Source organism: Mycobacterium sp. E735 (genome assembly GCF_001666955.1).
Lineage (GTDB): Bacteria > Actinomycetota > Actinomycetes > Mycobacteriales > Mycobacteriaceae > Mycobacterium.
The window spans coordinates 18,776-33,528 of sequence record NZ_LZIX01000223.1 but is presented as its reverse complement, the minus strand read 5'-3'; the positions used below and the strand labels follow the sequence as shown (position 1 = coordinate 33,528).

15 protein-coding genes are annotated in these 14,753 nt (G+C 69.8%); 8 read left to right on the top strand and 7 right to left on the bottom strand.

Features of this window, described 5'->3' with window-relative positions; translation table 11 throughout:
• Together A5704_RS17980 and A5704_RS17975 are read right to left on the bottom strand one after the other, a co-directional pair.
• A partial coding sequence (locus A5704_RS17980; RefSeq protein ID WP_197499230.1) for an ABC transporter permease occupies positions 1–699 on the bottom strand: 699 nt, incomplete at its 3' end.
• Entirely contained in the window at positions 699–1,394 is a 696-nt protein-coding gene (locus A5704_RS17975) for an ABC transporter ATP-binding protein (protein WP_067890223.1), read from the bottom strand. The genes A5704_RS17980 and A5704_RS17975, both read right to left, overlap by 1 nt.
• Positions 1,395–1,473: 79 nt before the next feature.
• Here A5704_RS17975 and A5704_RS17970 point away from each other — a divergent pair, with 79 nt between their 5' ends.
• Genes A5704_RS17970 through A5704_RS17950 form a run of 5 tightly spaced genes read left to right on the top strand, consistent with a single transcriptional unit; the run spans position 1,474 to position 6,430 of the window.
• A complete protein-coding gene (locus A5704_RS17970) occupies positions 1,474–3,219 on the top strand; it encodes a thiamine pyrophosphate-binding protein (RefSeq protein ID WP_067785577.1) in 1,746 nt (581 codons plus the stop codon).
• The gene (locus tag A5704_RS17965; protein ID WP_067754365.1) at positions 3,200–3,847 is read left to right on the top strand and encodes a hypothetical protein; all 648 of its coding nucleotides are present in this window, start codon (positions 3,200–3,202) and stop codon (positions 3,845–3,847) included. Before A5704_RS17970 ends, A5704_RS17965 begins: the two co-directional genes overlap by 20 nt.
• 4 nt (positions 3,848–3,851) lie before the next feature.
• The gene (locus A5704_RS17960; RefSeq protein WP_067785580.1) at positions 3,852–4,862 is read left to right on the top strand and encodes a 3-oxoacyl-ACP synthase III family protein; all 1,011 of its coding nucleotides are present in this window, start codon (positions 3,852–3,854) and stop codon (positions 4,860–4,862) included.
• Entirely contained in the window at positions 4,862–5,917 is a 1,056-nt protein-coding gene (locus tag A5704_RS17955) for a histidinol-phosphate transaminase (RefSeq protein WP_067754371.1), read from the top strand. Before A5704_RS17960 ends, A5704_RS17955 begins: the two co-directional genes overlap by 1 nt.
• 6 nt (positions 5,918–5,923) lie before the next feature.
• On the top strand, positions 5,924–6,430 hold the full coding sequence (locus A5704_RS17950) for a MarR family transcriptional regulator (RefSeq protein ID WP_067754374.1): 507 nt from the start codon (positions 5,924–5,926) through the stop codon (positions 6,428–6,430).
• Positions 6,431–6,443: 13 nt separating this feature from the next.
• Here A5704_RS17950 and A5704_RS17945 read toward each other — a convergent pair whose 3' ends face one another.
• A complete protein-coding gene (locus A5704_RS17945) occupies positions 6,444–7,313 on the bottom strand; it encodes an alpha/beta fold hydrolase (RefSeq protein WP_197499229.1) in 870 nt (289 codons plus the stop codon).
• Positions 7,314–7,448: 135 nt separating this feature from the next.
• On the opposite strand from A5704_RS17945, the gene A5704_RS17940 reads away from it, so the two are divergent.
• Positions 7,449–8,069, top strand: coding sequence for a TetR/AcrR family transcriptional regulator (locus A5704_RS17940; RefSeq protein ID WP_082950150.1), 621 nt, complete (start codon positions 7,449–7,451; stop codon positions 8,067–8,069).
• A 3-nt stretch (positions 8,070–8,072) separates the two neighbouring features.
• Here A5704_RS17940 and mmsB read toward each other — a convergent pair whose 3' ends face one another.
• The 4 genes from mmsB to A5704_RS17920 all read right to left on the bottom strand — a co-directional run bounded on the left by mmsB (position 8,073) and on the right by A5704_RS17920 (position 12,604).
• Positions 8,073–8,942 (bottom strand): 3-hydroxyisobutyrate dehydrogenase, encoded by an 870-nt coding sequence (gene mmsB, locus A5704_RS17935; protein ID WP_067754380.1) that lies wholly within the window; start codon positions 8,940–8,942, stop codon positions 8,073–8,075.
• A 10-nt stretch (positions 8,943–8,952) separates the two neighbouring features.
• Complete coding sequence (locus A5704_RS17930) at positions 8,953–10,113, bottom strand: acyl-CoA dehydrogenase family protein (protein ID WP_067754382.1); 1,161 nt, start codon at positions 10,111–10,113, stop codon at positions 8,953–8,955.
• A gap of 6 nt (positions 10,114–10,119) precedes the next feature.
• Complete coding sequence (locus A5704_RS17925) at positions 10,120–11,640, bottom strand: CoA-acylating methylmalonate-semialdehyde dehydrogenase (RefSeq protein ID WP_067890219.1); 1,521 nt, start codon at positions 11,638–11,640, stop codon at positions 10,120–10,122.
• 85 nt (positions 11,641–11,725) lie between these two features.
• Positions 11,726–12,604: an SDR family oxidoreductase gene (locus A5704_RS17920; RefSeq protein WP_067890229.1), complete on the bottom strand. Its 879-nt coding sequence runs from the start codon at positions 12,602–12,604 to the stop codon at positions 11,726–11,728.
• A gap of 83 nt (positions 12,605–12,687) precedes the next feature.
• Here A5704_RS17920 and A5704_RS17915 point away from each other — a divergent pair, with 83 nt between their 5' ends.
• Both A5704_RS17915 and A5704_RS17910 read left to right on the top strand, forming a co-directional pair.
• Complete coding sequence (locus tag A5704_RS17915) at positions 12,688–13,260, top strand: TetR/AcrR family transcriptional regulator (RefSeq protein WP_067754589.1); 573 nt, start codon at positions 12,688–12,690, stop codon at positions 13,258–13,260.
• A gap of 20 nt (positions 13,261–13,280) precedes the next feature.
• A complete protein-coding gene (locus A5704_RS17910; protein WP_067754386.1) occupies positions 13,281–14,708 on the top strand; it encodes an NAD(P)-binding protein in 1,428 nt (475 codons plus the stop codon).
• Positions 14,709–14,753 lie beyond the last annotated feature (45 nt).

The following is a 14,753-nucleotide window of genomic DNA, read 5'->3' as shown; positions in this document are numbered from 1 at the left end:
GCTCGGGGCGGCGACCAGGGCGCGACCGTTCACCGCCGCGGTGACCGCGGCGCGCACGGCGGCCACATCGGCGCCCGGCCTGGTGGCGATCAGTATCGAGTCGAGCTGACCGGGGCGGCCGCTGACGCTCTGCGCCAGGGCGAGCGGTGCGAGGACGTAATGCCCGCCGTTGAGATCGGCGAACTGCTTGCCCGCGAGCACCTCGCTGACCCTGACCGAGCCCGAACCCAGTTGCAGCGTCTGGCCTTTCGTGTAGCCGACCCGTGGCCCGACCTGGACCCCGTCGGGCGCCGAGGACAGCGCCTGCACCGGCCGTGCGACCGCGTCCTTCAGGGCACCGCCCAGCGCGGCGGTGCTCGCATCCGCGCCGAGCAGCAGCACCGGACCGGTCGGCGTGGTCGCGGAGGTCCGGATCATCGGCGCCGCCGTGGCGACTCCGGGCACCGCGGCCACGTCGGCCAGTATCGTGTCGGGAAACCCGGCGTCGGTGCTGCCCGAGACCTCGAGTGCGGCCACACCGGCGATCCCGTCGGCCAGCCGGTTGACCGATCCGGTGATCGATCCGAAGATGCCGAAGATCGCGACCAGATAGGTTGCGGACACGGCCATTACGGCGACCGACGCGAACGTGCGGCGGCGATGCACGGCGAGTTCACGCAGGCTGAATACCCGCAGTCGGCTCGCGGCCGCCGTGATCATCACGCGGGGACCGCCGGCACGTCGGACCCGACCCGTCCGTCCTGCAGCGTGATCACCCGATCGGTCGCCGCCGCGGCGTCGGCGTTGTGGGTCACCATCACCACCAGCCGCCCTTGGCCGTCCTCGTGTGCCACCTCGGCGAGCAGCTCCAGGATTGCGGCGCCCGTCGTCGAGTCGAGGTTGCCGGTGGGCTCGTCGGCGAGGATCAGCGGCGGATCCATCATCAACGCCCGCGCCACCGCGACCCGCTGCATCTGGCCGCCGGACAGTTCCGCCGGCCGGTGCTCGATGCGGTTGCCCAACCCGACGCGGTCGAGCAACCGGATCGCCTGGGGCTTGGCCCTGCCCAGCCGGACACCGTCGAGCAGCTTGGGCACCGCGACGTTCTCCCAGGCCGACAGCGTCGGCAACAGGTTGAAGAACTGAAAGATGAAACCGACCCGGTGGTGGCGGAATCGCGACTGCTGTTCGTCGCCCAGGCGGCCGATCTCCTCGCCGTCGAACGTGATCGAGCCCGAATCCGGGGAGTCGAGCGCGCCGAGCAGATGCAACAAGGTGCTCTTACCGGCGCCGGAGGGCCCGACCACCGACACGAACTCGCCCCCCGCGAGGCGCAGGCTGATCCCGTCGATCGCCCGCACCGCTTGACCGCCGACCCGGTACTCGCGCACCACGTCCAGCAGCTCGATGGTCATCTAGGCACCACGATCGCCGCCCGCAGACGGTTCACGCGCCGGGGTGAACCGATCAAGAACCCGGTTCGTGTCTGAAGACATGTTCGGCAACTACCGGGTGGTCGATCACGTCGTCGGCCAACTGGCGGCGCTCGGGGTGGACCACATCTTCGGTGTCGACGGCGCCAACATCGAGGACCTCTACGACGCCGCGCACTACCGGCCCGAGGTGACCGCGGTGCTGGCCAAGCACGAGTTCTCGGCGGCCACCATGGCCGACGGGTACAGCCGCAGCGGCGCCGGCCTCGGCGTGGTGGCGTCGACGTCCGGTGGGGGAGCGCTGAACCTCGTCGCCGGCCTGGGCGAGTCGTTCGCCAGCCGGGTTCCCGTGCTGGCCCTGGTCGGCCAGGCCCCCACCACGATGGACGGCCGGGGCAGCTTCCAGGACACCAGCGGGCGCAACGGCGCCCTGGATGCCCAGGCGCTGTTCTCGGCGGTGTCGGTGTCGTGCGAGCGGGTGCTCGCGCCGGCCGATATCGTGTCGGCGCTGCCCCGGGCGGTCTCCGCCGCGCGCACCGGCGGCCCCGCGGTGTTGTTGCTGCCCAAGGACATTCAGCAGGCCCACGTGCCCGTCGAGGATGGCGCCGAGCGTCCGGCCGACCTCGGCGCGCCGATCGGCAACCCGCAGGTCATCGCCGCGGAACTGCGCCGGGCCACCGGTCAGGTCACGATCATCGCCGGCGAGCAGGTGGCCCGCGACGACGCCCGGGCCGAGCTCGAGCACCTGCGCGCGCTGCTGCGCGCCCGGGTGGCCACCGTCCCCGACGCCAAGGACGTGGCCGGCACGCCGGGATTCGGGTCGTCGTCGGCGCTCGGGGTGACCGGCGTGATGGGCCACCCCAGCGTGGCCGATGCCGTGGCCGCCAGTTCCGTGTGCCTGATCGTCGGCACCCGGCTGACGGTCACCGCGCGCGGCGGCCTGGACGACGCCCTGGCCGGCGTGCGAACCCTGTCGATCGGGTCGGCGCGGCCCCATCCGCGCTGCACCCACGTGCACACCGACGACCTGCGCGGCTCGCTGCGCCTGCTGACCCAGGCGCTGCGCGGTCACGGCCGCCCGAACGGCCTGCGCGTGCCGGACGTGGTGCGGCGCACCGAGCTGACGCCGCCGGCCTGCCCCGGCCCGGGCGTGCGTTACCGCGACGCCATGGCGGTGCTGGACCGGACCCTTCCCGACGCGGTCGACATCGTGGTCGACGCCGGCAACACCGGTGCCGCCGCCATCCACTACCTCCCGGCGCGGCGCGGCGGCAGGTTCGTGGCCGCGCTGGGCATGGGCGGCATGGGTTACAGCTTCGGGGCCGGGATCGGGATGGCGTTCGGCCGTGCGAACGGCGGTCGGGCCGGCGGACGCACCGTGGTGATCGCGGGCGACGGCGCGTTCTTCATGCACGGCCTGGAGGTGCACACGGCGGTGCAATACCAGCTTCCCGTGACGTTCGTCCTGTTCAACAACAACGCCCACGCCATGTGCGTGACCCGCGAGCAGCTGTTCTACGGCGACCGCTACAGCTACAACCGTTTCCGGCCGAGCGCGCTGGGAAGCGGCCTGGCGGCCATGTTTCCCGGGCTGACATCGGTAGATGTCAGCGAACCCGCACAATTCGCCGCGGCGATTCGGGTGGCGCTGGAAGTTGCGGGCCCGGCTGTGGTCAGCGTCGAGTGCGCCGCCGACGAAATGCCGCCGTTCGCACCATTTCTCGCCGCGCTGCCCAGCAACGCGGTGGTTGCAGAACAGGTTTCGACCGTAAAGGAGAACCGGGCCGATGTCGCTGCCAGCGCTTGAGGATATTCCCACCCCCATCGACGGCGTGGTCCGCATCGAGACCAGCCCGCGGGAGCAGGCGACCCCGATCATCATGGAGATGATGCGGTCGGTGTACCCGCACGACCAGGTCTTCGGCCAGTACTGCACGGTCAACGATTACGTGGCGTGCCCGCCCGACGAGCTCTACGAGTACATGTCGGATACCCGCAGCCTCGAGGAGTGGACCTACAGCCTGCGCGGCTTCACGACCACCGACGAGCCCGGCCTGTGGCTGGCCTACGACCGGCTGGGTTCGGAGACCGAGATCTACACGCGCACCGTCGCCAACGCCCAGGCGCGGACCGTCGACTACCACTGCGCGTGGGATCAGGGCAAGCACCTGTGGATGGTGTACCTGATGCGCGTCATCGATGCGCAGGTCGTCCTGGACAAGCCGGGATCGGTTGTGCTGTGGACCAATTGCCACCACCCGTTCTACGACCGCAACCCCTACCCGGAGACCGCGCCGGCACAGCGCCCGGTGTGGGTGGGCGACTTCTGGGACATGTTCGGCGCCGGGCACGCGCTGGAGTTGCAGAATCTCAAGGCCATCGCCGAATACCGCCACCGCAACGGCCTGCCGGTGACGCCGAAATGGATGAGGTAACACCATGAGCGTCAGCCTGATCGACGTGTCCACCTATCTGCCCGGCGAGCCGATCGGCGCCGACTACTACGCACAATTCGCCGAATCCGACGCCCTTCGCGAGAACGTCATGTTCCGCGCCCCGAAGTTGCGGCATCACGTCGCGCCGGACGAGAGTTCGATCGACATGATCGAGCGCGCCGCGCAGGGCCTGATCGAGCGGCACGGCCACGACGTGGTCGAAGGCGCCGACGTGCTCATCACCCACACCCAGGTACCGGACATGGCCTTCTACGGCCAGGGCGGCGGCATCGCGCACCGGCTGGGCATGCGGCCGTCCTGGGTGCTGGACCTGAACAACGGCGGCTGTGCGGCGTTCGTGTTGGCGCTCAACGTGGCTCGCAAACTACTCACCTCCGGCGCGGGGCACACCGCACTTATCGCCATCGCGCAGAACGCGGCGGGGCAGTTCTTCGATCAGCCGACCATTCGCCGCAAGGCACAGTCCGCGGTGCCCGGCGACGGGGCGGCCGTGGGCCTGGTCACGGTAAGCGATCGATCACCCATCCTCGACGTCGAGTGCCGAACCTACGGCGAGTACGCCGGTGAGATGACCCTGTCCTACGACCCGCCCCGCAAGTGGTGGCAGGCCGGCCCCGGCGAGGGCAGCATCGGCTTCACCGAGAGCAAGATCACCAAGGTACTGGCCCGCGGCAATCGCCAGGTTCCCGAGGTGGCGCTGGCTGTGTGCGACCGAATCGGGCTGCCCGCCAAGGAGATCGACCTGCTGGTCACCAACCAGCCGAACCGCGTGTTCCTGCGCAATTGGCGTGAGGCGCTCGAGTTGCCCCCCGAACGGCATCGAGACACCTTTGACGAGTGCGGCAACCTGTTCGGTGCCGGCATCCCGGTCAACCTGGACCGCGCGATCTCCGAGGGGCAGCTCGCGGCCGGGGACGTCGTCATGATGGCCGCCTTCGCGCACGCCGGCGACTTCGCCGGTGCGGCGGCCGTGCGCTGGGGGGGCCGGGGCTGATGCAGGCCGCCCCAAGCCCGGCCCCCGACGACAGCTGCGGTCCGTTACCGGCCGCGGTGGATCCGCTTGCGTTGTCGCTCAACGAGAATCCGTTCCCGCCGCTACCGGAGGTCCGATCGGCGCTGATGCGGTCGGTGCAGGCGGCGCACCGCTACCCGGAATTCCTGCCCGAGCGGCTGCGCGCCGTGATCGCCGACCACATCGGGGTGCCCGCCGAGCAGGTGGTGCCGGGCGCCGGCGCGACGGGTGTCGTGCAGCAGGCCCTGCACGCGCTGACCGCCCCGGGCGACACGATCGCGATGTCGGCACCCACCTTCGACGGTTACCCGATCCTGGCGCGGATGGCGCGGCTGCGGCCGCGGACGGTCCCCCTGGACGAGCACGGTCACAACGACCTCGATGGCCTGGCCCGCGCCGCCGCCGACGCCCGGGTGGTGGCGCTGTGCCGCCCGCACAACCCCACCGGAACGCTGGAGTCCGCGGCTGCCGTTTCGGCGTTCCTGCGGCGCGTGCCGCGCGACACCGCCGTCCTGCTCGACGAGGCGTACATCGAGTTCACCGCGCCCGAGCATCGCATCGCCGTGTCGGCGTTGCTCGCCCGCTTTCCCAATGTGGTGGTGGTGCGGACCTTCTCCAAGGCGTACGGCCTGGCGGGGCTGCGGGTCGGATATGCGGTGGCATCGCGGGAGCTGGCCGCCAGACTGTGGTCCCAGCAACCGCCGTTCGGCGCCCCGATCACCAGTCTGGTCGCGGTCGCCGCCTCGTACGGCGCGGAAGGCCAACTGCTGCAACGGGTCCGGATGATCAACTCCGAGCGCTGTTATCTCCGGATGCGGCTGAGCGCGCTGGGCGTCTACACCACCGACGCGCACGCGAACTTCATGTACCTGCCCCCGAGGGGTGGGCCGTGGCAGGAGGTCTTCGCCGGCGGCGGCCCGCGGGTGCGCTGCTACCCCGACGGCGGCGCGCGGATCACCGTGGGCAACCGCGCGTCGACGCTGGCGGTGCTGTCCGCGCTGGGGAAAGGCCGCGCTCGCGCGCCAAGTGCGGTATGAAGGGGCGTGGCTGCCTCACGACCGCCGAAGCGTGACCCGATCGCCGCGGCGCGCGACAACTGGGAGCGCTCCGGGTGGGCCGACGTCGCGCAGGGGATGGTGGCGGTGACGTCGGTGATGCGGGCGCACCAGATCCTGCTGGCCCGCGTCGAGACGGCGTTGCGTCCCTACGACCTGAGCTTCTCCCGCTATGAGTTGCTGCGGCTGTTGGCGTTCAGCCGCACCGGCGCGCTGCCGATCACCAAGGCATCCGACCGCCTGCAGGTCCACGTCACCAGCGTGACCCACGCGATCCGCCGGCTGGAGGCCGACGGGCTCGTGCAGCGGGTGCCGCATCCGACCGACGGGCGCACCACCCTGGTGCAGATCACCGAGCTGGGCCGCTCGACGGTCGAGGACGCCACCGTCACGCTCAACGAGCAGGTGTTCGCCGATATCGGGATGTCCGAAAGCGAAGCGCGGGCGCTGGTTTCGTCGATCGAGTCGCTGCGTCGCGACGCCGGCGATTTCTGAACACGTCGCGCGATCAGGCCGCCCGGATGGCCGTGGCGACGCGTTGTGCGGCTTCGGACTGCGGGTAGTGACCCACACCGGCAAGCTTGGTCACCCTGGCGCGGGGCAGTACTTTCGCCGCCGCGTCGAGGACATGTCGACCCGATACCGGATCCTCAAGCCCCCACACCAGATGCAGCGGACCCGGCCAATTCGCCAATGCGGCCTCCCACCGATCGTGATGGACCGCCCGTTCGGCGTTGTACTTGATCAGAAGGTGCGCGAGCTTGTGACCGCCTGCACGCGACATGCCCAGCCACAAGTCGTCGAATTCGGTGTCGGTGAGCCGTGATCCGCGCACGGCGTCGAGTCCGGACCGGACCCGCCCGGGGTCGACGCGGGCGGCCAGCACTCGGCCTACGACCGGCAGGATCAGCAGTCTTTGCAGCCGCGTCGGTCGATACGCGTTGTAGACGATCCCGGAGTTCAAGACGATGACACTGTCGATGGTGAAACCGAGCCGGCCCCGATTGGCGCGGTCGATGAGTTCCTGCCCCACGATTCCGCCGTAATCGTGAATCACCAACTTCACCGAAGCCACGCCGAGGTGGGCGGTGAGGTCCGCGACGATGTCAGCCGATTCCGCCACCGAATACTCGTAGGGGTTGGGCTTGTCCGAGGCACCGTAGCCGAGGAAGTCCAGTGTGATGACCTCGTGGTCCCGCGCGAGCTCGGTGGCCACGGCTGCGAAGTCGTAGGACCAGGTCGGAAAGCCGTGCAGCAGCAGGACGGTCGGACCCGCACCGCGGCGCCGGAAGGCGATGCGGTGACCCCGCCGGCTGGTCAGGGTCTCGTTTTGCTCGATCCACTCCGCGGCCCGGGGGACCTCATCCTGGTCGATCACGCGTGCACCCTCTCTGGTGGGCCCGAAAGCGCGAATACATCTGCAAATTAAGATACACTTGCGTATGAGAATGCATCTCTGTCACCTCGGTGTCAACTGCAGATGGTGCGCCTACACGCGATCAGGAGGTAGCGAGTGGCTCGCTTGACCCGGACCGAGCAACGCGAACAAACCAGGCAACGGCTCATCGAATCCGCCGGCCGGGTGTTCTGCCGCGTCGGTTTCGAAGCGGCGCCGATCGACGTCATCGCCGAAGAGGCCGGATTCTCGCGCGGCGCTTTCTATTCCAACTTCGAGTCCAAGGACCACCTGTTCCTCGAACTGATCCGCCGCCACCTCGACGCGGAGATCGACACTCTGGGGCGCGCCCTTGATCGCATCAAGTCCGCCTCCGACCTGGCGCCGGCGATCGAACGCCGCTACCGGGTTCTCGGCGAGGACAGCAGCTGGTGCCTACTCAGCACCGAATTCCAGCTCTATACGATGCGCGGTGGAGCCAAGGCCGACGAGTTCGGTGCCATATACGAGTCCTATCGGCGCCGGCTTGGAGAGCTCATCAGCCTCCACTTCGACCGCCTCGGCATCGAATCGACCCTCAGCCCGTATGAATTCGGTGTCGCCCAAATCGCGCTCTCGCACGGATTGGCACTGCAACGCGCGGCCAACGGGTCGCTGAAAGCCAACCTGACCGCGCGCGCCCTTGCCACCTTCGTCCGGGGCGCCCTGGCCGAGCACCGGTCAGACGACGGCTCTTAGCCGTCAGCGGAGCATCTCGATGACCGCGCTGAAGTCCTTGTCGGCGTGGTCGGCCGCGAATTTGGCGTAGATCTCGGCGGCGTGCCTGCCCAGCGGCGCCGCCGACCCGGTCGAGGCCACCGCGTCCATGGCCAGGCCCAGGTCCTTGTTCATCAGGGCGGTCGCGAACCCCGGCTTGAAGTCGTTGTTGGCCGGAGATGTGGGCACCGGGCCCGGCACCGGGCAATTGGTGTGCACGGCCCAGCAGTTGCCGGTCGCGCCGGTGATGACGTCGAAGAGGGACTGCGCCGACAGCCCGAGTTTCTCGGCCAGGACGAACGCCTCGCCGATGGCGATCTGCTGCACCGCCAGGACCATGTTGTTGCACACCTTGGCGGCCTGGCCGGCGCCCGCCGCGCCGCAGTGAATGACCTTGCCCGCCATGGGCTCCAGCACCGGCCGGGCCCGCTCCAGGGCGTCGTCGTCGCCGCCCACCATGAACGCCAGCGTCCCCGCGACGGCGCCCTTCACGCCCCCGGAGACCGGCGCGTCGAGCTGCGACACGCCATGCGACTCGGCGAGCGCATGTACCTCGCGGGCGTCGTTGACCGAAATGGTCGAGCTGTCGATGAACAACGCGCCCGGTTTGGCGGCCGGCAGGACATCGGTGTAGCAGCGCTTCACCAGGTCGCCGTTGGGCAGCATGGTGATCACCACGTCGGCCCCGGCCACGGCGTCGGCCGCGCTGTCGAACGTCGTGACACCGTTGCCGGCCGCAGCCGCGACGGCCGCGGGCACCGGATCGAAGCCGCGCACCGTGTGCCCCGACGCCACCAGGTTCGCCGACATCGGTCCGCCCATGTTGCCCAGGCCGAGGAAAGCGATGCTCGTCATGGTCGCCTTTCTACGCGCTCGCCCGCACTCGCGCCGCCTCGGCCCTCCCGACGACCACCCGCATGATCTCGTTGGTGCCCTCCAGGATGCGGTGCACGCGTAGGTCGCGGACGATCTTCTCCAGGCCGTACTCGCGCAGGTAGCCGTAGCCGCCGTGCAGCTGCAGGGCCTTGTCGGCGACCTCGAAGCAGGTGTCGGTGACGTAGCGCTTGGCCATCGCGCACAGCTCGACCTTGTCTGGGTCGTCGTTGTCCAACGCATCCGCGGCCCGCCACAACATCATTCGCGACGTTTCCAGCCCGGTGGCCATGTCGGCCAGGGTGAACCGGATCGTGGGCTCGTCGAGCAGGGCTTTGCCGAACGCCGCCCGTTCCCGGACATAGGCGCCCGTCTTGTCGAAGGCGGACTGGGCGCCGCCCAGCGAGCACGCCGCGATGTTGAGCCGGCCGCCGTTGAGGCCGTTCATCGCGATGCCGAAGCCGGCGCCCTCGCCGTCCGCGCCACCCAGCATGGCCTCGGCGGGCACTCGCACACCCTCCAGGATCACCTGCGCGGTGGGTTGCGCGTGCCAGCCCATCTTCTCTTCCAGCGCACCGAAACTCAGCCCCCGCGCGCCCTTTTCGACGACGAAGGCCGAGATTCCGCGCGGACCCTCACCGCCGGTCCTGGCCATCACGACGTAGACGTCCGAAGCCCCCGCGCCGGAGATGAACTGCTTGACGCCGTCGAGCACGTAGTCGCCGCCCTCGCGGACGGCGCGCGTACTCAACGCGCTGGCGTCCGAACCCGCGCCCGGCTCGGTGAGGCAGTAGCTGGCGATGACGTCCATCGCGGCCAGCCGCGGCACCCACGCCTTGCGCTGTTCGGCGGTGCCGAACTTGTCGATCATCCACGCGCACATGTTGTGAATCGACAGGAACGCCGCGATCGTCGGGCACGCGATGGCCAGCTGCTCGAAAATGCGGACCCCGTCTAGCCGGCGCAGCCCGCTGCCGCCGGCGTCTTCGCGGCAGTAGATCGCCGCCATGCCGAGCTCGGCGGACTCGCGCAGCACGTCGGTCGGAAAGTGCTTGGCCGCGTCCCATTCCAGCGTGTGCGGGGCGATTCGTTTGGCGGCGAACGCGGCCGCCGTTTCGGTGATGACCCGTTCGTCGTCGTTCAGGGTGAACATAGTGCCCTAATCCATCGTGGGAATCACGAATTCGGCGCCGTCCTTGATGCCGGACGGCCACCGCGACGTGACGGTCTTGACCTTGGTGTAGAACTGGATCGACGCCGGGCCGTGCTGGTTCAGGTCGCCGAAGCCGGAACGCTTCCAACCGCCAAACGTGTGGTAGGCCACCGGAACCGGGATCGGCACGTTGACACCGACCATGCCCACCTGGACCCGGGACACGAAGTCACGCGCGGCGTCGCCGTCGCGGGTGAAGACCGCGACGCCGTTGCCGTACTCGTGCTCCGACGGCAACCGCAGCGCCTCTTCGTAGTCGTGGGCGCGCACGATGCACAGCACCGGCCCGAAGATTTCGTCGGTGTAGATCGACATGTCGGGGGTGACGTGATCGAACAGCGTTGGGCCGATGAAGAATCCGCCCTCGAGGCTGGCGTCGTCGAAGGTCAGGTCGTCGCTGGCGCGTTCGCGCCCGTCGATCACTATCTCCGCTCCGGCGGCCACGCCCTGCTCGATGTAGTCGCGCACACGCGCCAGCGCGGCCTCGGTGACCAGCGGACCGTAGTCGGCCTTGGGATCCAGGCTGTGGCCCACCCGCAGGTTGTTGATCCGGTCGATCAGCCTGGCGCGCAGGCGGTTCGCGGTCTGCTCGCCGACCGGCACCGCGACGCTGATCGCCATGCAGCGTTCGCCGGCGCTGCCGTAGCCGGCTCCGATCAGCGCGTCGACGGCCTGGTCGAGATCCGCGTCGGGCATCACGATCATGTGGTTCTTGGCGCCGCCGAAGCACTGCGAACGCTTGCCGGTGGCCGCGGCCGTCGCGTAGATGTACTGCGCGATGTCCGAGCTGCCGACGAAGCCCACGGCCTGGATGTCGGGGTGGTGCAGGATGGCGTCGACGGCCTCCTTGTCGCCGTGCACCACCTGGAAGACGCCGGGCGGCAGGCCCGCCTCTCCGAACAGCTCCGCCAACCGCACCGGGACCGAGGGGTCGCGCTCGCTGGGCTTGAGGACGAACGCGTTCCCGCACGCCAGGGCGGGTCCGGCCTTCCACAGCGGGATCATGGCCGGGAAGTTGAACGGGGTGATGCCCGCGACCACGCCCAGGGGCTGGCGCAGCGAGTAGACATCGATGCCGGGGCCGGCGCCCTCGCTGTACTCCCCCTTGAGCAAATGGGGGATGCCGACGGCGAACTCGATGACCTCGATGCCGCGCTGGATGTCACCGCGCGCGTCGGCCAGCGTCTTGCCGTGCTCGAGGGACAGCAGCTCGGCGAGCTCGTCCATGTGGTCGTTGACCAGGTCGATGAAACGCATCATCACCCGGGCACGACGCTGCGGATTCCATGCGGCCCAATCCTTTTGCGCTTCGACGGCCGAGGCCACCGCGGCGTCGACGTCGGCCTTGCCGGCCATCGCCACCTGCGCCTGCACCTCGCCGGTGCTGGGGTTGAAGACGTCGGCGGTGCCGCTGGACTGGCCGGCGGTGCGCTGCCCGTCGATGAAGTGGGGGATCTGTGTGCTCATGGTGTCCTCGGGTTCGTACGCGCGTGAGAGGCGGATACTTGGATATCCTAGTAACCGCCGCCGGGCGTCGCAAGGACGCGGTATTTCAGCTGGGGTAGTTTCCGGCCTCCAGGTCGGCCAGCAGGCTCGGATGGGTGGGCTGCCAGCCGAATCGCTCGCGGGTCAGCTCGCTCGAGGCCGGCTGGTCCAGGGCGTAGACGGCGCCCAGGGGTCCGAAATGCTCGGCGGGGACCGACGCCGCGGGGAGACCGAGCTGGCCGCCGATCGCCTCGGCGAGCGCGCGCATCGGGTCGCCCTCGTCGGCGACGGCGTGCGCCACCGTCCCCGGAGTGGCCTCCTCGAGGACCAGGCGGAACAGGCGGGCGGCGTCGAGGACGTGCACGGCGGGCCAGCGCTGGGTGCCGTCGCCGACGTATCCGGACACCCCGGTTCGTCGGGCGGCCTCGACGAGCAGGGAGGCGAAACCGCAGGGGCCGCCGGCCCGATGGACGGAGCGGGGGAGGCGGACCACCGCCGAACGGACGCCTCGGGCGGCCAGTTCCAGGGCGGCGTGCGCGTTGTGGGCACGCCCGCCGATCGGGCCCTCCGTCGGTGGCGCATCCCGCTCGGTGGAGGCGCGACCCGGGACGGGGGGCGTGCCCGACGCCATCACGAACGGCTTGCCGGTCCCGTCGAGCGCGGCGCCGAACGCCTCGACCGCGCCGGCTTCCTGGGCGACCGCCTTCTCGAAATCGTCGAAGTGCAGGAAGGCGAGGTGAACGACCCCGTCGGACTCCTTGGCGCCCGTGCGCAGGCTGTCCGGGTCATCAAGATCGCCGGGCAGCACGTCGGCTCCCAGGGCTCGGGCGGCCCGGGCCGACGCGTCGGAGCGCGCCAACGCCAAGACCTGGTGGCCCGCGCCGATGAGCTCGGGCACGACTGCCGAACCGATCCCGCCGGTGGCGCCGGTGACGAACACGCGCATGAGCATCTCCTCGAGTGATGGGACTTATGTCTCATCACGCTAGCAGAGTGATGGGACAAATGTCGCATCGCTACGATGACCGGATGCCCCGTTGGGAACCGGATGCGCGCGCGCGGCTGGTCGCCGCCGCCCTGCAGCTGTTCTCCGATCAGGGTTACGACCGGACCACCGTCGCCGAGATCGCCGATCGGGCCGGCCTGACGAAAAGCACCTTCTTCCGGTACTTCCCCGACAAGCGCGAGGTGCTGGCGGCCGGCCAGGAGACCCTCGCGCGACTGCTGACCGAGGGCATCGCCTCGGCGCCCCCGAATGCAAGCCCGCTCGCCGCGGTCGCCGCCGGGCTACAGCGGGCGGCCGGGCCGTTGGCGCCGTTCAATCGCGAGCTGGGTCCCCGGCTGCAGGCCGTCATCGCCAGCAGCACCGAGCTGCAGGAGCGCGACGCGCTCAAACAGGTCGGCCTCGCCGCGGCCACGGCCGACGCGTTGCGCGCGCGGGGCGTGCCGAAGAGGGTCGCGGCCCTGGCCGCCGAGCTGGGCGTGCTCGCGTTCAAGGAGGCCTACGCCGAATGGCTTGCCGGGGACGACGACCAGGACCTCGCCGAATTGGCCCTCAAGGCCCTCGATGACCTCCGCGCCGCGGCGGCCGACATCGGCTGAGCGCGCTAGCCTTCAGGCGTATGCACACCATCGAGGCCGACTACCTGGTGGTCGGCGCGGGCGCCATGGGCATGGCGTTCGTCGACACGCTGGTATCCGAGACGGACGCCCGCGTGGTGCTGGTCGATCGCAACCACCAGCCGGGCGGGCACTGGACCATGGCCTACCCGTTCGTCCGCCTGCATCAGCCCTCGGCGTTCTACGGCGTCAACTCGCTGCCGCTGGGCAGCGACTCGATTGACCGAATCGGTTGGAATCAGGGGCTTTACGAGTTGGCCACCGCCGGGGAGGTGTGCGCCTACTACGACCACGTGATGCGCCGGCAGCTGTTGGCGACCGGGCGGGTCACCTACTTCCCGATGAGCGAGTACCGCGGCCAGGAAGGCGCAAAAGGCCGCTTCACCACGCTCGCGGGCGACGACTACACCGTCACCGTGGCGCGCCGCGTCGTCGACGCCACCTACATGCGCGTCACGGTGCCGGCCATGCGCCCGCCCCCCTACGCGGTCGCACCCGGCGTCGCCTGCGTGCCCCCCGGCGACCTGCCACGGCTCGGCGCGCACCAGCGGTACGTGATCGTCGGCGCCGGCAAGACCGGCATCGACACGTGCCTGTGGCTGCTCGGCCAGGGCATCGCGCCGGAGCGGCTGACCTGGATCGTGCCCCGCGACTCGTGGCTGCTGGATCGGGCGACGATGCAGCCCGGGTCGTTGTTCGCCGACGTCATCAAGAACAGCTTCACCGCGCAGCTGCGGGCCATCCGGGACGCCACGTCGGTCGAGGACCTGTTCGCGAGGCAGGAGGACGCCGGCCTGCTGCTGCGCGTCGACCCGGCGGTCCGGCCCACCATGTACCGCTGCGCGACCGTCACCCGGCTGGAACTCGATCAGCTCCGCCGCATCGGCGACGTGGTCCGAATGGGCCACGTGCGGCGCGTGGACGCGGACCGAATCGTCCTCGACGGCGGCACGGTGATGCGCGGCGGTGACGACCTGTACATCGACTGCACCGCCGACGGCGCCGAAAAGCGGCCGGCGACACCCATTTTCGGTGCCGGACACATCACGCTGCAAGCCGTTCGCGGCTGCCAGCAGATCTTCAGCGCCGCGCTGATCGCCCACGTCGAAGCCGCGTATCACGACGACCCGGTCAAGAACGAGCTGTGCGTGCCGTTGCCGCATCCCGACACCGACACGGACTGGCTGCGGCTGGCGCGGGCCGACTACGCCAATCAGTTGCGCTGGCTCGACGACCCGGACCTGACCGCCTGGATGTCCGCGGCGCGCCTGGACCTGTTCGGTCACCTGATCGGCCACCTGTTGCCGCCGGCGTCGGCGAAGCCCCGCGTCCGTGAACGCATACTCAGCATCGCCAAGTCGGTATTCTCGGCCACCGCCGCCAAACTCGACGAACTGCTCAGTGAACAAACCTCGCTCGCGGCACCGTGATACCCGGTGTAACCCGGCTCGATATTCATCGGGTGGAGGAGGCAC